Annotated in this window: 21 protein-coding genes and 1 tRNA gene; 7 read left to right on the forward strand and 15 right to left on the reverse strand. The window is 44.3% G+C overall.

Going from position 1 to position 19,500, the window contains the following annotated elements:
- Nucleotides 1-176: 176 nt before the first annotated feature.
- From flgE to IE070_RS09955, 6 genes are all read right to left on the reverse strand, one after another.
- Nucleotides 177-1,466, reverse strand: a complete 1,290-nt coding sequence (gene flgE, locus IE070_RS09930; RefSeq protein ID WP_189482988.1) for a flagellar hook protein FlgE — start codon at nt 1,464-1,466, stop codon at nt 177-179.
- A gap of 26 nt (nt 1,467-1,492) precedes the next feature.
- Nucleotides 1,493-2,176, reverse strand: a complete 684-nt coding sequence (locus tag IE070_RS09935) for a flagellar hook assembly protein FlgD (RefSeq protein WP_189482990.1) — start codon at nt 2,174-2,176, stop codon at nt 1,493-1,495.
- 10 nt (nt 2,177-2,186) lie between these two features.
- Nucleotides 2,187-2,606 carry a flagellar basal body rod protein FlgC gene (gene flgC / locus IE070_RS09940; RefSeq protein WP_189482992.1) on the reverse strand — a complete coding sequence of 140 codons (420 nt, stop codon included), beginning with the start codon at nt 2,604-2,606 and terminating at the stop codon, nt 2,187-2,189.
- A 2-nt stretch (nt 2,607-2,608) separates the two neighbouring features.
- Nucleotides 2,609-3,010, reverse strand: a complete 402-nt coding sequence (gene flgB / locus IE070_RS09945; RefSeq protein WP_189482994.1) for a flagellar basal body rod protein FlgB — start codon at nt 3,008-3,010, stop codon at nt 2,609-2,611.
- A 75-nt stretch (nt 3,011-3,085) separates the two neighbouring features.
- Complete coding sequence (locus tag IE070_RS09950; RefSeq protein WP_189482996.1) at nt 3,086-3,919, reverse strand: CheR family methyltransferase; 834 nt, start codon at nt 3,917-3,919, stop codon at nt 3,086-3,088.
- Between the two features lie 17 nt (nt 3,920-3,936).
- Nucleotides 3,937-4,866 (reverse strand): chemotaxis protein CheV, encoded by a 930-nt coding sequence (locus tag IE070_RS09955; protein ID WP_189482998.1) that lies wholly within the window; start codon nt 4,864-4,866, stop codon nt 3,937-3,939.
- 127 nt (nt 4,867-4,993) lie between these two features.
- On the opposite strand from IE070_RS09955, the gene flgA reads away from it, so the two are divergent.
- The 3 genes from flgA (at nt 4,994) to flgN (ending at nt 6,552) form a co-directional block, all read left to right on the forward strand.
- A complete protein-coding gene (gene flgA / locus IE070_RS09960) occupies nt 4,994-5,719 on the forward strand; it encodes a flagellar basal body P-ring formation chaperone FlgA (protein WP_189483000.1) in 726 nt (241 codons plus the stop codon).
- Between the two features lie 78 nt (nt 5,720-5,797).
- Nucleotides 5,798-6,121, forward strand: coding sequence for a flagellar biosynthesis anti-sigma factor FlgM (flgM, locus tag IE070_RS09965; RefSeq protein WP_189483002.1), 324 nt, complete (start codon nt 5,798-5,800; stop codon nt 6,119-6,121).
- Nucleotides 6,118-6,552 carry a flagellar export chaperone FlgN gene (gene flgN / locus IE070_RS09970; protein ID WP_189483004.1) on the forward strand — a complete coding sequence of 145 codons (435 nt, stop codon included), beginning with the start codon at nt 6,118-6,120 and terminating at the stop codon, nt 6,550-6,552. The genes flgM and flgN overlap by 4 nt, the downstream gene beginning before the upstream one ends.
- A gap of 25 nt (nt 6,553-6,577) precedes the next feature.
- Here flgN and IE070_RS09975 read toward each other — a convergent pair whose 3' ends face one another.
- Nucleotides 6,578-7,036 carry an LPP20 family lipoprotein gene (locus IE070_RS09975; protein ID WP_189483054.1) on the reverse strand — a complete coding sequence of 153 codons (459 nt, stop codon included), beginning with the start codon at nt 7,034-7,036 and terminating at the stop codon, nt 6,578-6,580.
- 434 nt (nt 7,037-7,470) lie between these two features.
- On the opposite strand from IE070_RS09975, the gene IE070_RS09980 reads away from it, so the two are divergent.
- Together IE070_RS09980 and IE070_RS09985 are read left to right on the forward strand one after the other, a co-directional pair.
- Nucleotides 7,471-8,604 carry a flagellar assembly protein T N-terminal domain-containing protein gene (locus IE070_RS09980; RefSeq protein ID WP_189483006.1) on the forward strand — a complete coding sequence of 378 codons (1,134 nt, stop codon included), beginning with the start codon at nt 7,471-7,473 and terminating at the stop codon, nt 8,602-8,604.
- 147 nt (nt 8,605-8,751) lie between these two features.
- Nucleotides 8,752-8,826: transfer RNA gene (locus IE070_RS09985), tRNA-Arg, on the forward strand.
- Nucleotides 8,827-9,251: 425 nt separating this feature from the next.
- On the opposite strand, the gene IE070_RS09990 is transcribed toward IE070_RS09985, so the two are convergent.
- The 7 genes from IE070_RS09990 to rppH form a co-directional block, all read right to left on the reverse strand.
- Nucleotides 9,252-9,947, reverse strand: coding sequence for a FlgO family outer membrane protein (locus tag IE070_RS09990; RefSeq protein ID WP_189483008.1), 696 nt, complete (start codon nt 9,945-9,947; stop codon nt 9,252-9,254).
- 96 nt (nt 9,948-10,043) lie between these two features.
- On the reverse strand, nt 10,044-10,706 hold the full coding sequence (locus tag IE070_RS09995) for a FlgO family outer membrane protein (protein WP_189483010.1): 663 nt from the start codon (nt 10,704-10,706) through the stop codon (nt 10,044-10,046).
- On the reverse strand, nt 10,703-11,341 hold the full coding sequence (locus IE070_RS10000; RefSeq protein ID WP_229797016.1) for a FlgO family outer membrane protein: 639 nt from the start codon (nt 11,339-11,341) through the stop codon (nt 10,703-10,705). The genes IE070_RS09995 and IE070_RS10000 overlap by 4 nt, the downstream gene beginning before the upstream one ends.
- Nucleotides 11,342-11,731: 390 nt before the next feature.
- A complete protein-coding gene (locus IE070_RS10005) occupies nt 11,732-12,580 on the reverse strand; it encodes a thymidylate synthase (RefSeq protein ID WP_189483012.1) in 849 nt (282 codons plus the stop codon).
- The gene (lgt, locus tag IE070_RS10010; protein ID WP_373296956.1) at nt 12,577-13,386 is read right to left on the reverse strand and encodes a prolipoprotein diacylglyceryl transferase; all 810 of its coding nucleotides are present in this window, start codon (nt 13,384-13,386) and stop codon (nt 12,577-12,579) included. Before lgt ends, IE070_RS10005 begins: the two co-directional genes overlap by 4 nt.
- A gap of 164 nt (nt 13,387-13,550) precedes the next feature.
- The gene (ptsP, locus tag IE070_RS10015; protein WP_189483014.1) at nt 13,551-15,809 is read right to left on the reverse strand and encodes a phosphoenolpyruvate--protein phosphotransferase; all 2,259 of its coding nucleotides are present in this window, start codon (nt 15,807-15,809) and stop codon (nt 13,551-13,553) included.
- Between the two features lie 83 nt (nt 15,810-15,892).
- On the reverse strand, nt 15,893-16,402 hold the full coding sequence (rppH, locus tag IE070_RS10020; protein WP_189483059.1) for an RNA pyrophosphohydrolase: 510 nt from the start codon (nt 16,400-16,402) through the stop codon (nt 15,893-15,895).
- 380 nt (nt 16,403-16,782) lie between these two features.
- Here rppH and mutH point away from each other — a divergent pair, with 380 nt between their 5' ends.
- Nucleotides 16,783-17,466, forward strand: a complete 684-nt coding sequence (gene mutH, locus IE070_RS10025; RefSeq protein WP_189483016.1) for a DNA mismatch repair endonuclease MutH — start codon at nt 16,783-16,785, stop codon at nt 17,464-17,466.
- On the opposite strand, the gene cysB is transcribed toward mutH, so the two are convergent.
- Nucleotides 17,463-18,440: an HTH-type transcriptional regulator CysB gene (gene cysB / locus IE070_RS10030; RefSeq protein ID WP_189483018.1), complete on the reverse strand. Its 978-nt coding sequence runs from the start codon at nt 18,438-18,440 to the stop codon at nt 17,463-17,465. The two genes, mutH and cysB, sit on opposite strands and share 4 nt — an antisense overlap.
- A 292-nt stretch (nt 18,441-18,732) precedes the next feature.
- Here cysB and IE070_RS10035 point away from each other — a divergent pair, with 292 nt between their 5' ends.
- Nucleotides 18,733-19,497, forward strand: coding sequence for a hypothetical protein (locus IE070_RS10035; protein ID WP_189483020.1), 765 nt, complete (start codon nt 18,733-18,735; stop codon nt 19,495-19,497).
- The last annotated feature ends 3 nt before the right edge of the window (nt 19,498-19,500 follow it).

Raw genomic sequence — 19,500 nt, forward strand, 5'->3', positions numbered from 1 at the left:
AAACCTCGCTATAAAACAGATAAATTGTCACGCTTCACATCTTAAGTAATGAACAAGCAATAACAATGCCAGAGTGAAAAAGCAGCAACATTTAGCCAACATAACGATGGCCTGATAAGCCCAAATGAGCATAAAAAAACCACCTTGCGGTGGTTTTTACGCCAAAAAAATTAGCTTTATCGGATCTGCAGTATGGTCTGTTGCAGCGAACTGTTCACCTCTAAGGCCCGAGAGTTGGCCTGGAAGTTACGCTGTGCGCTAATTAAATCTACAAGCTCCGTGGTTAAATTAACGTTAGATTGCTCTAACGCCGAACTCTGCACACTGCCAAAGGTGCCGGTATTGGGCTCACCAGCCAAAGGTTCACCAGAGGCTAAACTGGCGCGCCAAGAGGTGTTGCCTGATTGGCTCAAGCCTTGCGGATTAGCAAAACGTACCATGGAAATTTGCGATAAAAATTGTTGATCGCCATTCGAGTAGGTCGCCATCAACTTACCACCTGCATCAATATCTAACCCAGTTAAACGCCCAACGGTAGTCCCGTTTTGACTTAACGAGCCTACCTCAAAATTTGACGCATATTGCGTAGGATTACGGGTGCCTGATTCATCCTGATAACGCAACAACACGTTTTGGTCAAACACCGCACCATTTGTAAGAAGCCCATTAAGCTCACCAGCTGATAACACACCATTCGCGAATGGGTTAGGCAACGTATTCGGCACACCGGAAGGGGTAAATTGTAAGGTAGAAATCGGCGAACCACTGTTTAGAACCGTGCCATCAAAGGCGGCATAAACTGACCAACTATTATCGGTCAACGGGGCATTTCGCGTAAAATAGACACTGGCAATGTGCGCCTGCCCTAAACTATCGTAAATCGTCGTTGACGTGGTACTATTGTACGAGGAAGGATCGCTCACACTAAAACCCACTGCAGGCACTGCTGCCCGTGAATCTAAATTCATTGAAAGGTATATTTGACTGGTGGCACTTGGCGCACCCGCAGTGGTAGGGATTTGTATTGGGTTAGTGGTACTTAAACTCACTGAGGTGGTTGAACCGGTAGAACTGTCTACAGGATACCCCTGTAAAAAATCGCCATTGTTATTGACCAAAAAATTATTGCTATCTAATTTAAAGGCTCCTGCGCGTGTATAAGAATAGTCACGCGAGCCAATTTCAGATGCGGTAACAAAAAAACCATCGCCCGTTATGGCAAGATCTAGCGCATTATTGGTAAATTGTAATGCCCCTTGTTGAAATTGCTGTGCAACGGCAGCGGTTCTTACCCCATCACCCACTTTTGTTCTGCCTGATTGAAATACCGAAGAGGCATACACATCGGCAAATTCAGCCCTAGATTCTTTAAATCCAGTGGTATTAACGTTGGCGATGTTATTCGCTGTGGTGTCTAAATCTTTCTGCGCGGCAGAAATACCGCTTAACGCTATATTAAAACTCATATGTTACCTCACCTTAAGCGGTTGTATTAACTGTAAGAGACTTCTAACACATCGGCGAGCTTCACTGCACCAATGCCTAATAAATTCAATACGATCCCCGTACCATTGTTACCCATGCTGACACTGGAGACAGGGGTATAAACTTGCACCGGTACGGATTCGGTTTTACCACTGGCACTCACTTCTACTTTGATGTTATACACACCCGGCGGCATTTTTTCGCCAGCTTGACCCGAGCCATCCCACACAAATTCATTTTTACCCATTTGCGGTTGATCTACTGTAAAACTATTTACCAATTCACCATTAGGCTTAGTAATAATCACTTTCATATTGTCAGCAATATTGTCTAAGGTAATTTGACCACGAGATAACGATTCACCAGTAAAAACAAGCTCTTCAGATTGCGTTAGAACACTGCGACCAACTAATGAGGACGCTTGTAACGCTTGATTTGACGTCATACTTTGCGCCAAACTGCTAAAATTTTCGTTTAACTTCGTGATGCCATCAGCCATGGTAAAGTTGGTCATTTGCGCGATCATCTGATCGTTCTCTACCGGCTTGGTCGGATCTTGATAAGCTAATTGTTGCGTCAGCAAAGCAAAAAAATCGGATTGGGTTAACGCACCATTGTTTTTATCGGGAACTTTATTGCCGTTATCCCAATACATGCCGTCTAAGGCTTTGTTGTTATTCACCGTTGTCATGTGTTATTCCTTAAGACTGGCCTAAACGTAACGTACGCATCAACATTTGTTTAGCGGCATCGGCAGTTTGCACATTCGTTTCATAGGAACGTGATGCCGAGATCATATTGGCCATTTCTTCCATAATGTTGACATTCGGCTTATAGATGTAGCCGTTTTCATCCGACAGAGGATGATTTGGTGCATATTCAACATTAGGTGGCGCATCAGACTCCACGACGCCAAGCACTTTTACGCCGCTACCGGCATCTTGTTGCCGCCTCGCTTCGGCCAGCTCAGCGGCAAAGATGGGATGGCGACCGCGATAAACTTGATCAATACTGCTGCTAACGCTGTTCGCATTGGCAATATTACTGGCGGTGGTATTCATCCGAACCGATTGCGCGGTCATACCGGAGCCCGCAATATCAAACACTTTAAATAAGCTCATAATTATTGCCCCGTACCCACAATGGCTTTTTTCAAGCCACTAATTCTGCTGTTTAAAAACTGCAAACTGGTTTGATATTCAATAGAGTTTTGCATCATGGCATTACGCTCACGATGCATATCAACGCTGTTACCATCGCCAGTATCGGGTTGATCGGGATTACGAAATTTAACTTCTTGACGCACCTGCGTTGAGATAGGGAAGTGCCCTTCTTGCGTGCGGCTCATTGGGCGAGATTGTCTAGATTGCGCATTCGCTAGCGCATGCTGAAAATCCAGATCTTTGGCTTTGTAGCCAGGGGTATCGGCATTAGCGATGTTTTCTGACAGCACCTGGGCGCGGCGATCACGAACCAGCAGCGCCTGTTGGTGCATGCCAAATGCTTTATCAAAACTGATTGCCATTTTTTTGCCACCTCATGTTGAACTGTCAACAGGAGAATGCAAAGAATAGGCCAAATTATTTCAAGAGGGATAAGTTTAAGTTTTTTTACGGTAAATGATGCCAGGGTTGCAACGCAACATTTCAAAATCTTCATTTAAACTGGATAGGGATTCTGACGCCCCGAGAATTAGATAACCACGGCTATTTAACGATTGTGCAAACTGACGAATAATCTTCATTTTGACTTCAGGTGAAAAGTAAATCAGCACGTTACGACAGAAAATAATATCAAATTTACCCAGTAGCGTATAACTGTCGAGCAAATTAAGATGACGGAAGCTCACCTTTTTTCGAACTGCCTCTTTCACTCGCATCATACCTTTGCCACTGTCATCAAAAAATCGCGTTCGACGCTCTGGCGATAATCCTCTTGCTAGGGCTAAACCATCATACTCAGCGCGCTGGCAGTGTTCTAACATGGTATTTGAGATATCAGTTCCAAGAATACTTACGCCCCCCGCAAACGCAGAGGGTCGGCTTTGTTGATATTCGAGTACAGACATCGAGATAGAATAAGGTTCTTGCCCAGACGAGCTAGCGGCTGACCAAATTTTGACACTGCGGCAAGATTTTTCCAGATCCGGCAATAATTGGTTCTTCAGTAATTCGTATGGATAGGTATCACGAAACCAGAGCGTTTCGTTCGTGGTCATCGCATCAATAACGGCTGAACGCAATTGCCGCTCAAATGGGCTCATGGTTTTAGCCACTAATTCAGACAACGTAGCAATATTAAAACGCTGCATCAACGGGCCTAAGCGGCTTTTAACTAAATATTGCTTATTCTCGCCCAACACAATGCCACATTGCAGCTCGAGAAAATCACGGAACTGTTTATATTCAGATTCTTGTAATTGCTTATCCTGCACTCACATTTCCTTAGCAATTAGTCTTTGTGTAACCACTTTTGAACGGACTGCGCCAGTTCATCAGGATTAAATTTGGCGATAAAATCTTCAGCGCCCACCTTTTGTACCATTTGCTGATTAAATACCCCACTCAATGACGTATGCAGTATGACATGAAGTGGACGTAATTTAGGATCAGCTTTTACCTCGGCCGTTAAGGTATAACCGTCCATGTCGGGCATTTCAATGTCTGAGATCAGTAAGCCGACCTTTTCAGTTATCGATACTTGGCATTCTTTACTTAATTGCTGTAAGTAGTTAAGGGCCTCACGGCCATTATTTACTAAATGCATTTGCACACCCAAAGGATCTAAAGAACGCTTAACCTGATTACGCGCTACTGCAGAATCGTCGGCAATTAAAATAATCCTGCCGCCTAAATCTGCCGTGATACTTTTCGTAACGCTTTCATCATGAATCATAGTGGGTGAAGGCGAAATTTCTTCTAGAATTTTTTCTACATCAAGAATTTCAACCAGCTCTTTATCAATTTCAGTCACTGCGGTTAGATAGCTTTGTTTACCACTAGTGCCTTTTGGCGGTGGCATAATCGCTTCCCAGTTCATGTTAATTATGCGCTCTACTGAGCTCACTAAGAAACCCTGAACAGAACGATTATATTCAGCAATAATAATAAAAGCCGTGTCTAAATCAGCAATGGGCCGGCCGCCAGTGGCCAAACTTAAATCAATGACCGAAATAGTTTGCCCCCGAATATGGGCAATACCCCGTACAAACTTATTCCGTTTTGGCATAGCCGTTAAACGAGGACATTGCAGCACTTCGCGAACTTTAAACACGTTTATGCCATAACGTTGCCGGCCTGCTAACTTAAACAACAGGAGCTCGAGCCTATTTTGCCCGACCAGCTGGGTTCGTTGATTGACAGAATCTAAAATACTGGACATCGGCAACTCCTTTAATGCACCGCTCGGCGTGGTATTTGCATACTATCAAGCAAGTGTCAGAAAAACGGCGTTAAACAATCATGCAAGCATGTTATAACCCTTTACCCGTAAAGCATAGCCAAACCCTATGAAAAAGTACGAAAATATTATCTTGTTTAGCGGTTTGCTCTTTGCAGCGCTCACGCTCACAGCTGCAAACGCCCATGCCGTTCCCGTTGCAACCTCATCACAGCTTTATACTGCCGAAGAGCTCACTCACCTGGCAAAAACCTGGTTAGAGATTGAGCTTAATAACTCGGACGATCCGGATACTGAAATACAGATCACGCCATTAGATCATCGTATTGGCCAAAAAGAATGCGATACAGCACTCACATTTAGCTTACCCAGTAACAGCAACACCAGACAAACAACGGTGCAAATAAGTTGTCTCTCCCCCACTAGCTGGCAACTTTTTTTACCTGTGAGAATGACACAATGGTTAGAACTATTGGTGATACAACAAAATATCACGCCAGGAACGGTGATTACCGCCGATATGCTGTCTACGCAGCGTCGAGAACGTCGTCTGGTTCGCGGCAATTTTGTACAAGATCCAACGACGATTATTGGTAGTAAAAATAAACGCAGCTTTAGTGTTGGCCAAATTATAAACTTAAATGATCTTTGTCTTGTATGCCGTGGCGATATTGTTACAATACAAATCAATCATAGTGGTTTATCAGTCAGTGCCACAGGGATTGCCCAGCAAGATGGTACTTTTGGCGATGTTGTAACCGTGAAAAACCAACAGTCTGGTAGAAATGTTCAAACTGAGGTTGTTGGTGTAAATCAGGTTAAAGTAAAATTTTAGAATTAAATGCTAAAGTTTTTTCAGGCGCAGCCGTTAACTTAAACATAAGGACTAAGGTTTAGGTGATGAGGTTCTATTATGGCGATTAATATTAATAACTTGCAGAATTCTACGCAGGTAAAAGCAGACCAAAACGCTGGGCAAGTTGTCCAACGTCAACAAGCAACTGTGCAACAAAGTGCGATGAATCAGGCTGCGCAAAAGCAAGATTCAGTGTCGATCACGCCGCAAGCACAACAATTTTCTAAGCTGCAGGAAAAAGCAACAAACAGCAGCGGTATTGACCAGGAAAAGGTTGATAAAATTAAGCAAGCCATTGCCGACGGTAAATACAAAATTAACGTTGAAATGCTAGCTAAACGCATTATGCAATTTGAAGGCGATTTATTCGAGCGTAAATGACAACCGCTGAACACCCCCTCCTCACCTTGCTTAACCAACAACAAGCGCAGCTCAATGCGCTTTTGTTGTTATTACAACAAGAGCTAAACGTGCTTTCGAGCCGAGATATCGATGTATTAGATGAACTCACTCAACAAAAAGCACAATTACTTAGTCAAATCACCGATATTGATGTTGCAATTAGTCAGCAACCCGATCTTGAAAACCACGTTAAAATGGATTGGTTTACTAGCCAGGTCATAGCATTAGATTCGTTATTAGATGCCTGCAAATCCCAAACTCAAGTTAATCAACATGTTCTGGAACATAGCCAACTCACTTTAGATCGTTTAAAGAATGAATTACTGGCGTCTAAAGGAAAGTCAGGACTTACCTATACGAATAAAGGTAAGCCTGCTGTTGACAATAAAGGCAGCGGTGTAAAAGCCTAAATTTCGTTGTAATGTGAGTCGGTGTTTATAAGAGATAACGCACACTACGAATACTCTGTTTTGGCTGGATGTTCTTCAAGGTAGCATATACTTCAGCAAAATCTAGCTCTAACTCGGTAACATAAGTATCTTCCACTGCATAACTTTTCACCACTCTTGCACCTCGAATAACGCCTTGTACCGATGCTTCCAGCACATCATTTTGTGCCACCATCGCATGCAGGGTATTCTGGCTGTCAATTCTTTGACCATACACCCGTTCGGCCAATTCACGATACGCTTCAAGCTTTGAGGCACGCATCGCTAATAACATGCGTTGGGTATCATTATTGCCTTGCTGCGCCGAGATAGGCGCAACACCTAGCGCCGTGATTACCGGAAAACTAACGGGCGTTTCTTGCTGATATTCAATGTGCCGTTCTGTAAATTGGCTACAGCTGGCTAAAAAACCACTGAGTAACATGGCAATACCAAGATTTTTCATAAACATTACCTACATTCCTAGCCTAGCGTGAAATAACAGGATAAACCAATCCGATCGCGATACGTTCCGCGCTGAAGAGAACACACTATACATAACGTGCCCAAACGCGGGTGATAACGCTTCGTCAATGACAAGTAGTTACAAGCAAAAACCACGCCAGCAAGCAACACCAGCGTAGACACCTTGCTTAACGTTGGCCTATTTTTGCCCAGCAGCAAAAACACCATATATATTATTTTTCGGCACACTACTTGCTTCGTTAACAGTGATTGTCTTAAAGCAGATTCGACAGCTCCTCTATACACAGCGTCTATATACAGTTTGGTCGCATTAACGCAACAAGACTGCCTTGCGTACTAACGTAAACACCTTGTTTACCGTGGCGCAAGACCGTAGCGCAAAGTTGGATAACTAACTTAATAAATTGGCATCGTATGAAAAAAATTGTGTGCACGTGGTTATTGATTAGCATTGTCAGTGTGCTGCATTCTGGTATGGCATCTGCGAACTGGTATGAAGCGACAGGTCAGGCAACTATTGAGCGAGGTGATATCAATAGCGCGCGCCAAGCCGCTATTGAAGATGCTTTACAACGCGCCACATTATTCGCAGGCGCTCGGTTAGAGAGCCAACAGCAGGTGATCCAAGGTATCTTGCAACATCATCAAGTTACCTTAAGCAGCTCAGGAGAATTAAAACAAGTACAACTTTTATCTGAGACGCACAGCAACCAACAAGTGTTTATTACCTTAAAAGCCCATATTTTGCCAACCGCTAGTAGCTGCCAACAGCAGGTTCGTAATTCACTCTTGGTAAGTCCTATCTACCTGCATGCCAGACAAGACGCCATTTATGGTCAGCTTTTTCAGTTAGGTGAACACAGTAGCCGTCAATTATTAAGTCATTTGAAAGATTTTAGCCCTAACCTCTTAATACAAAACCTACCCGAAACCCTGCATCCTGAACACTTAACTGCAGCAGCTGCAGAACAGTTTTTTGGCCAAGGTCAGCAGTTTATTTTGCTCGCCACCATTAACGATTTATCGTTAGGTGAAAAAACCAGTAAATTTTGGCAAAATCGTGTTCGCGAGCGTTTTTTCTCCATCGATGTTCAACTGTATGATACCTATGAAAGACGCGTACGTTTTCAACAAGAATATCGTACCAGTAGTCAATGGCCGGATGAAAATAGCACGCCTTCAAGCCATAGCATGGCATTTTGGCGCATGCCTTATGGACAAAAAATTGATCAACTGCTTCGTACCGTTGCCCTAGATATAGAGCAACAAACTGCATGTCAGCCGCTATTGGGTCAAATTCGCCAAGTCAAGCAGCAACAAATCCAATTTAACCTTGGCGCGGTGCATGGCTTAAAAGTAGGCGATCAAATCCGGCTTATTCAAATACAACGTGATCCCCAGCATCCTGAGATCCGTCGTTTACTTGATAGCCCACTACAACTTACCATCACCGATCTGACCCCCGAAGGCGCTTGGGCAGCGTCACCTTCGTTGCAGCTGTTAAATCATATACAACCAGGGGACATCGTGACCTTACTAGGTCGATAACGGGATACATAAACGCGTTACCCCTGAGAGCGACAGCTTGCCGACGATAACGTCGGCACAGAGTTCACATAGCCCACTGACTCTGATAGACTTTAGCTGTTCGCGTTTAACATCAGTAATACGCCGATTGTTATCAGTGTAAACCATTGCCCTATAGTTAAATGGATATAACGGCCCCCTCCTAAGGGGCAATTACAGGTTCGATTCCTGTTGGGGCAGCCATAAGACAGTACATCTCGGTCTTAAATGGTCTGAACTTCCTAGAAAAACCGTTTAATATCAAGCTTTAGCCTTAGTTTGAGTCTACATTTATCTGATCCGGCCTAAAGAGAATTTCTCTTTTTGATACCACAAATGACACTACAGAACTATACCTACATAAGTTGTGGAGTGTATGCTGCCCTAAAATTGGTGTAGCTAAATATCGGAAGCTTTTAGCAGAGCATATTAGCCAGCCCAGCCAAAAGCAGGATGCGGATGCGGATGCGAGTTTAAGCTTACAAAAATCGCAGGAATAACAATGCGCTTGCACAGAATTCACCGAGTTAGCCAATGGGCAAAATCGGTGAATTATTTGTCTTTTGACGTGGTAATGTCTGCGTAAGTGCTATCTTCGTTGGTACTGTGGTGTACGTAAACCGTAAACCTTAACGAACGATCCCTGGGTAGATAGAACTTATCACAAAGTGAGGAATAAGCTGCTGTGAGCTGGCAGCAACCACTTTGGTATGGAAATTAATCACTCGTGCGTTAATCATAATACCTCTTGGTACAAATACCATCGTACCCGATAACACATAATCAATTTGTTGCATCGCATCTAATTGCATATGATTTCGGGTGAACACAAAGTCACCATTGGCAGTCACCTGAATATCGCGGGTTGTTTTAAAATCAACAACATTGATCCCAAATTGCTGGAACTGATGAATAAAGGCTTCTGCTAACTGATTACCAATGATGTTTGTGGTATTAAGCTCGCTGTCTAAATTGACAAAAGAGGCTACCGCAACACGTGAGCTTGATGGAAAATAATGAAAGGTTTCTACCAATTGCATGGCCATTTGCGCCACGTAATCGTTTAGTTGTTTATTCGATTGCAAGCTCGTAACGTACTGATGAGGCACTTCCCAGCCTGTCATTCTGCCAGCAGGAATAGCTTGTTGTGTTGGTAGGGGTGTCACGGTGTCTTGACGAACAATATCATGAGTATGACGACGCACTTCACTGCTACAGCGCCCTTGGCTATCACAACGACTTACGCCTTCTTCTACCCTGTGATAGCTATAACATCCAGCCAACAGCCCTGCTAACCCCAGCAGAACTAAGTGTTTTCTTATCATGGCGGTCTCCTTAAAACGATTATAGCCATAGGGCATGCCCTAGTTATCATAGCTCTATTTCGACCGCGATGAGATTTTCTTTAATATTCTTTTGTCTTAGCCCTGCTTTAGTTTCAGGCTTGCATCACTGTGTTGTTGTAAAATGGCCTTGTACACTGCAGTTGGGACAAACGTTCTGGCTGCTGAGATCACCCGCTTGGTATCAATTTGAATCAGGCGGGCATTCACCATAACCCCTGATTGATGCGCCGTCGCCGTGCCCGTAACAACATACTTTATCGGTAACTCTGCCGAAAGCTCACTAAAATCACGGCTTAATACAAAATCGCCTTTCTCTGTTACACGAATATAATCAGTGACTTTATAATCGAGTACGGGTACGCCAAACAAATGTAAATCATAAATTATGGCTTCACTTAAGTGGTTACTGAATACCGTACCCTGTTGTAAATCGGTATCAATAAAGGCGATATCTGTAACAGCAACCATAGCCTGCTCTTCTACTCGATGATGGTTAACCATTAACTCATGCACAAGGTTACGTGCATAGTGATCCAAAGTAACCAACGGTGTCTGTCGATACTGCTGCGGAAGGGAAGCGGGTAAAAACGCCTGTTGCTCGTTAATACGCTGTTCGCGGGCTAATTCACCGCGCATAGTCACCGTATTCTCTGGCACCACTCTAGGTGCTTGAGCGATCGGCTGCACACAAGCGGTTAAACCCAATAACATGACTGAACTATATAACACTACTTTCATGGCCGCTCTCCAATTCGATCGCTGCGATATAAATACTTTCCGCGTTTGCGCATTTTTTCAGCCCCCCACATCACATTATCAGGGATGTAATCCGTTGCCGCGGCAAGAACTTGTTGGCTATCAATATCAATTAGCCGCACATTCACAACGTAGCCGTCTTCTTGCACGCTGTAAGTACCACTTAACAAAGCACTTGCTCGATGGTTTTGCCTTATATCTGCAAGCTGCCGGCTAAATCCTTGCTCGTGATCAGCATATAACACAACCTCTTGCCGTAACCGAATATCTACTGCAGAAAAACCACGCTGCACGGCTTCAGTCAACATACTGTCGGCTAATTGGTTAGCCAATTCAACTTCTTGTTCACTACGCTGCTGCAGTGTTAAGGCGCCAATTGGCAGAAAACTGCTGACGGCAAGCTGACGTTGTTGTAATTGCTGATCTTTCACGGCGTCGATAAAAAGCTGCTGTGCTAAGCGCTGAGTATAAAAGCCCAAAGGCTGCGGGCTTAACCCTACGGCAGAAACTTGCCGAACGGGTAACGACACCGTAGGCTCGGGTGAGTTTTTTTGAGCACAACTGCCAAGCAATGTGATCATCAGCGCCGCTAACCCAAACGGCATTACCTCTTTCATAACCACCTCATTTTGGTTGTTAGCGCCCCCTTGAGTTTAACTATGCCGTGAAACCAGCACATTTTTTTTGGCGAATACCGGGGCTATCTATCCACGAAGCAAAAAGCACGCCAAAAATAAAAAATGGCGTGTATCTTATATAAAAGGGAGAGGTAAGCTGTGGTTTAGAAGAACTCGACGTGTTTTACAAACCCGCTTCGTTTTAGCACAAGGCGCTAAGGGCTCAGTACTAGGAACGAAGTCCTTAGCACAAAGCACTAAAGTCAAAGTACTGAACCCGAAGCACAAAACTTAAAGCACTGAACTCAGAGCACTGAACACTGAGCACTGAAAACTGAAAACTGAAAACTGAGCACTTTACACAAAGTACTCATCGTATCGAACTGAATACTAAACACTAAAGGGGTAGTTAATCGCCGGATGGTGCTGGTACCCTTCTACCGAAAAATCGTCTACAGTGACCCAAGTCTCTATATCTGCCAACGACGTAATGCGTGGATTGATATGCAACTTAGGTGAAGGAAATGGCGTACGTGTTAGCTGTTCTTTCATCAGGGCTAATTGATTTTCGTAAATATGGGCATTAGCAATCTTGTGATACACCTTACCGGCCTTGTGCCCCGTAATTTGTGCGATCAGCGCTAATAACACAAAGCATTGCACCTGATTAAAATTAAGGCCTAGCGGCACATCGCAACTACGCTGATAAGACGTCAAATGCAAGGTATCGCCCAGTAAACTGAACGTGTGCGTGTGCATACAAGGACGTAAACAGCCCAGCTCAAATTCACCGGGATTATAAAACGTCAAAATTTCGCCACGATCATCAATCCCTTTGCTTAGGTTAGTCACCAGCTTCTGGAGTTGATCCAATTTACTGCCATCGGGCTTTTGCCAAGCACGACCTTGTACACCGTATACGCGACCAAGATCATCCTCGCCTTTGCGATGAGGATTATTCAGCCACGCGAGATTATCATTGGCATTGGCATTCCATGTATTGCAGCCTATGGCACGAAATTGTGCTGCATTATCATAACCACGTAAATACCCCAACAGTTCAGCAATAGCCGGTTTGAAATAACTTTTGCGCGTTGTCAGTAAAGGAAACTGATTGCCTGCCACATCGTACTCAAGATCGGCATTAATGACGGTTAAACACCGCGTTCCGGTTCGAGCATTGTTTACCCATACCCCTTCTTCAACAATACGCTGGCAAAGGTTTATATACTGCTTCATGCTCTTACCCCATGTTTAGCCTTGTGCGAGATGGCGAAGACAATTAAGGCGAACCCGGCTAGAATCATCGGCATGCACAACCATTGTCCCATGGTCATACCCATAGACAACACGCCAAGATGAGCATCAGGTTCACGGAAAAACTCTACCGTAAAACGTGCAATACCGTATCCCATTAAAAAGACACCGCTAATGACACCCGTTACCGGGCGTAACCGGCGCACCAGCATAATCACCACAAATAACAAAATGCCTTCTAGGGCAACGTGATACAACTGAGAGGGATGACGGCCAATAGCCCCCCCAGAAGGGAAGACCATTGCCCAAGGTACATCTGTAGGACGCCCCCATAATTCACCGTTAATGAAATTACCGATACGTCCGGCGGCTAAGCCAAGTGGCACCAACGGCGCCACAAAATCACCTATAACGAGGTAAGCTTTTTGGTATTTTTTTGCAAAAAACGCTAAGGCCAATAACACGCCAATTAATCCGCCGTGAAACGACATGCCGCCTTCCCATACCCGAAAAAGATAACTGGGTTCCTGTAACACCTGCGAAAAATTGTAAAACAAAATATAACCGATACGGCCACCTAAGATGACACCTAAAAACCCATAAAAAAGTAAATCACTGACTTGCTCAGCGGTCCAGCCGGAACCGGGCTTTGCAGCCGCGCGATTAGCCAGCCAATACGCTAAACCAAAAGCCACAAGATACATCATGCCGTACCAGTGAATTTTAACCAGCCCTAAATCTAACATCACAGGATCGATGTTGGGAAAAGGTATGGGGGAACTCATCATATACATCCTTTCTTCATCAATGTTGTTATAGCGTTATCGCTATTATCCACACTATTTTACGTTAATAACAGGCGTGGCGCTCTGCTTTTAGCAGTAGCCCAAGAGAAAGAAAACCATAATACAATGCAGAAATCAGCGTTATCCACCCTAGTTTGGCACTATACTTAGGCTCGTAATTGGGTTAATAATTGCTTTTGCTCTAAAAAACGTTGCACTTGCAATCGAACTTGCTTAGGCGAATGACAACAGAGGACTTCAGGCAACAATAAGGCTAAATCGGCCAGTTCAACCCGACGCAATAACCATTTGATTCGCGCCAAATTGCTGCTATTCATACTAAAACGGCGAAATCCCATTGCGGCAAGCAGTAATACACCCGCCGGCTCACCGCCTAGCTCACCACAAATACTGATGGGAAATTTAAGTGCCTGCGCTTGTTGCCCAAGTTGGAACAGTGCACGCAATACCGCCGGATGCAGGGCATCATATAAGTTAGCTACCCGCGCATTGTTACGATCGACCGCCAACAAATATTGCGTTAAATCGTTAGTGCCTACCGAACAAAAATCTACTTTTGCGGCGAGTTCTGGTAATAGGTATAACACGGAAGGAACTTCAATCATCACGCCAATTTTTGGCTTAGGTAAACTTACACCCAATTCATCGCTGACTTCAAAACAAGCTTGTCTAATTAGGCGAATGGCTTCATCCACTTCCGCCAAATCAGACACCATGGGGAGCAAAATGTGCAAATTTTGATGCTCAATATTCGCTTTTACCATCGCACGAATTTGTACTAAAAATATCTCTGGATGATCCAATGTTAAACGGATCCCACGCCAGCCAAGAAACGGATTCTCTTCAATAATACTGAAATAAGGTAAGGCTTTATCACCGCCTACGTCCAAGGTGCGCATTACGACTGTCTTCGCCGGATAACTGGCCAGCACCTTTTGATAGAGCTCAATTTGTTCTTGCTCAGTTGGAAATTGGCTTCGAATAATAAAAGGGAATTCAGTACGGTAAAGCCCTACACCATCCGTATACTGTGCATTGGTATATTCTAACTCTATAGCTAAGCCAGAGTTCACCATAAACTTAAAGCGCTCGCCACACTTTGATTGCGACGGTAGACCGATCTCTTGTTGATAGCGGGCATTTAACGCCACATCTTCATGAATTAAACGTTGGTATTCCGCACAAATCGTATCCGATGGCGATAATAGAATATGCCCCTGATAACCATCGACGATAACCCGTTGTTCATGCCAATGTAAGAGGGGTAATTCGCTTACTCCCATTACGGCAGGAATACCCAACGCTCTGGCCATAATCGCCGCATGCGAATTCACCGAGCCGCGTAACGATACAACGGCAATTAATTGCTCACGAGGCACTTCAGCCAACATAGAGGCGGTAACTTCATCGGCGACTAACACCACTTTTTGCGGTAATTTTGCACGCCGTTGCTCAGTTTCTAATAAGTGGTTTAATACCCGTTGTCCAAGATCGCGGATGTCTAAACCGCGCTCGCGCAAATAAGGATCGTCCATATCATCGAATTGTCGCGCAAAACGCTCTACTACGCGTTTTAAGGCACTTTTAGCACACCAGCCATCTGCTATTTGTTCTTCAATCTCACGCCCCAGACTCGCTGCATCAAGGAGCTGATGATATACATCGAAAATGGCTAAGGCATCGGCCGGTAAATGATTCGACATGCGTTCGGCTAAACGGTTAAATTCGGCCTTTGTCATTTTTACGGCACGATAAAACAGTGCTAATTCTTTGTCGGGATCATCCGCTCGTTTTAACGATATTGCATCAAAGTCGCTGGCAGGTTCTGTAACATACGCTTCGCCAATAGCGATGCCAGGCGCACCAGGCAAACCTTGTAACTGGGTAGCTTGAGCTACGCTAGCGGTGCTGCGACTCGCGGCATCACGCATTTCGGCATTCGCTAACACCGAGGCTAATTGCACCCCAAGTGTAACTAAGAAGGATTCTTCATCTTCATTAAACACCCGCTCAGCAGATTGTTGGATAGTTAGGACACCGAGCACTTTACGATGATGAATGATAGGACAACCCAAGAAAGCGGAGAAATTATCTTCGCTCACTTCAGGTGTAACTTTAAACCGAGGATGTAAGTGGGCTTGGGCCAGATTGATGGGTTCTTCACGCTGCCCGACCCAGCCAATGAGCCCCTCAGAAAAACCGATGGCCACTTGGCCAACCGCATCTTGATTGAGCCCATCCGTTGCCATTAACGTGAAGTGCTGTTTAGTGTAATCGGCAAGGTATACCGAACAACATTCAGTAGCCAAGGCTTCTTTGACACTCGACACCAGGCCAGATAGAGCTTTGTTAAGTATCGGCTCTTGTGCCACATCCTGAACAATACGCCTTAACTGACCCAGCATAGTTATTCCCTCACAATTCGTCAGCCATACTTGCCTAATAGCCGAACTCACCACAAGGCAAGTTCGGCTATTAGGCCATATTGTTATATTTTACGTTTATTCGTCATGTCCCGGCGGACAAACGGCAAAGCGACCGGAGCGAATTCTTTCATAACCTTGCGATAGACTTCTCGTTTAAAAGAAACCACCTGTCTAACCGGATACCAATAACTAACCCAACGCCAGCTATCAAATTCCGGATGACTGGTTTTCGCCAGATTAACATCCTCTTCCCGACAGGTCAGCCGCAGTAAAAACCACTTCTGCTTCTGCCCAATACACACAGGGTTACTATCTTTGCGGATCAGCCTTTTTGGCAATTTATAGCGTAACCAATGTTTGGTTGTGGCTATAATTTCCACATCTTCAGGTCTTAAACCGACTTCTTCGTGTAATTCACGAAACATGGCTTCTTCCGGTGTTTCACCGTCATCAATGCCGCCCTGTGGATATTGCCAGGAATGTTGGCCATATCTTTTCGCCCAAAACACCTGTCCATGGGTGTTACAAATCACTATGCCGACGTTGGGTCGGAAACCCTCGGCATCGATCACACAAACCTCAAGCGACTCAAATTCAGCTATGTTAAGGATTCTTTCACAAAGTTGTGCTCTCAGCAAACGGTATTTTTTATCTCCCACCCACAACTTATCCACAGATGAGCAGCAAATCAACAAACGAATGTGCACTTCTTCACAGGCTCTGTGCATAAAGCTGTTATTAAGCATGAGTTAATCACTGAATAACTTTTTATTCATGAACAACCCTAATAGAATAGGATAGAATTTTATTATATATTTCATAGTATTAATTGTTTGCCAATGACAAAACACCGTAAAAACTTATGTGCATAAGTCGGTTTGCTGCGTTTTTAAGCAGTCAATTCATAAAAAAAATGCTAGGGTAATATCTGTCTTTGTTTAAGTTTGGCACTATGCAAACCGCCTCTGAGTTTAAACCGCACACTTCTGCTGAGTTATTACTTGCTTGCCAACGTATTGCAGGCCTTACTCTAGGGCAATTAGCGGCCGAGTTAGCCTTACCTGTACCCGATAATTTACTCAAAGATAAAGGTTGGGTAGGACAACTAATGGAACAGGCTTTGGGCGCGAGTGCTGGTTCTCAGGCTTTACCCGACTTTCCTGAGCTGGGAATTGAATTAAAAACCCTTCCTATCAGCCAGCAGGGTAAACCCTTAGAAAGTACCTATGTGTGTACTGCACCACTCATTGGGATAACAGGCCAGCAGTGGGAGGACTCTTGGGTATGCCGCAAGCTTAGTCATGTTTTGTGGTTGCCTATTTTGGCCGAACGTAAATTGCCGTTAAAAGATCGCATTATTGGGCAAGGTTTTCTTTGGCAACCCGACAGTGAACAACAGGCTCTACTGCGGCAAGACTGGGAAGAACTAATGGAACTGATTAGTTTGGGAGGTATTGCGAAAATCCGTGGTGCGCATGGCAAGGTGCTACAATTGCGCCCCAAAGCTGCTGATAGTAAGGCTTTAACTCGCGCAGTAGGTATTAATGGTGAACCCATACAAACCCTACCACGCGGTTTTTATTTAAAAAGTGGTTTTACCCAGGCCATTTTGCAGCAACATTTTCAGTTGGGTTAGCGGCTAGGCAACTCGAACTTACTGAACATACGATCAACTTCTTCTTGACTGCGCAGTGCATTCGCTTTCTCAACCACATCTCGTGTTAAATGTGGAGCAAAACGCTCAATAAACTCATACATGTAAGTGCGTAAAAAGGCTCCTTTACGATAACCAATCTTGGTAGTTGAGGCCTCAAATAAATGCCCAGCATCAATCATCACTAAATCGCTGTCTAGTACAGGATCAATTGCCATAGAAGCAATAACACCAACGCCCAAGCCTAACCGCACATACGTTTTAATAACGTCAGCATCCGTTGCAGTAAAGACAATATGCGGCTCTAAATTTTTAGCGGCAAACGCCCTGTCTAGTTCCGAGCGCCCAGTAAAGCCAAACACATAGGTGACGATAGGGAAACGGGCAACATCTTCAACCTGTACCTGCTGCGTCAATTGCGCTAAAGGATGATCTTTACGCACAATGATACTGCGATTCCAGTGATAACAAGGGAGCATTACTAAATCACTGTATAAATGCAGCGCTTCTGTAGCGATAGCAAAATCGGCATCGCCACGCGAAGCGGCTTCTGAAATTTGCTGAGGCGTACCTTGGTGCATATGCAAAGACACTTTTGGAAACTTTTGCATAAAGGTACTGATCACTGGCGGTAATGCATAGCGGGCTTGAGTATGGGTCGTCGCGATATTGAGTTTACCTTGATCAGGTAACGTATGCTCTTTAGCGATTGCCTTGATATTTTCTACTTTTGCTAAAATTTGCTGCGCAATTTCGATCACTTCACGCCCGGCGGGAGTGACATGCGTCAAATGTTTGCCGCTGCGGCCAAACACCTGAATCCCTAATTCATCTTCTAACATCCGTACTTGCTTGCTGATTCCGGGTTGCGAGGTATACAAGCTCTCCGCTGTAGACGACACATTAAGATTGTGATTCATTACTTCCACAATATAGCGCAGCTGCTGTAATTTCATTCATCGAAGTCCTTGTTGCTTTACCAGCAAATATACCGGAGTTATCAAATATTCCAATAGCTATTTATCTTATCACTTTTTTTTGATTCTTCGGTTTAGCTTTTAGTCTGCCTTCGCAAACAAAAAACAGGTGGATTATGGTGCGAATTTTGCTAGTCTCACGAAGTAAAAAGCCGATAACTTGACGCAGCAACACTTATACTCGCTGCGGTTGGGTTAAATGCGAGTTTATTTTGAATTGTTTGGCTTTCCGATTACTATGCAGCAAGCACAACCTAATACAGAGGTATAAATGGTCTTACCCCTAATCATCACGCTGGTTATAGCATTGGTGATTATTGCCATCACAGTTAATGTCGTTCAGCAGCATCGCGATAGAATGCAGGCACTGAAGCGCGCTGAATTTACCAAATTGCGTCATGCGCTTGAAGAAACTGAAGAAATTCTGGTGAATGCTGCGAATGTTCCGCTTTCCGTTGGATTATCCTTAATGCTGCTACGCCGTCTGGTTTATTTACTTAAGGCTATGGTAGAACTGGAACCTGGCATGAGAGACTTAAAACAGCGCCTAGACGATACCGAAAAACGCGTAGCCGAACTGGCTAAAACGCCTGCATCAAGCCCCGAAAATCCCACCTTGCCCGATAACGATCAGCAACTGATCGCGATGATCAAAGGCATTAAAAAGCTTAGAACGATGTTGCGTGCAGAACATGCCAGGGGTAATGTGGACACACAATTGGTTATTGACGAAGATCGCCGCCTCGATTTGCTGCAGTTACGCATTAATGTTGAAAGCCAAGTAAAACGCGGCAAAAATGCGCGTGCCAGTAATATGCTGGGCTCTGCCAGACAATATTTTGAGAAAGCCCTTAATTATTTGAGCAATACCAATCATCAAAACGACTACATAAATAATCGCTTATCTGAAACACGCACCGCGTTAGAAGAGATAACCTTAGAATTAAAGCAGGGTAATGCGCGCGACGTTGAAAAACGTGGCGAAAAAGATAATAAAGACATCGACGATCTGTTTGCACCCAAGCGTAAGTGGTAGCGG

Source organism: Alishewanella tabrizica, assembly GCF_014652375.1.
GTDB classification, from domain to species: domain Bacteria; phylum Pseudomonadota; class Gammaproteobacteria; order Enterobacterales; family Alteromonadaceae; genus Alishewanella; species Alishewanella tabrizica.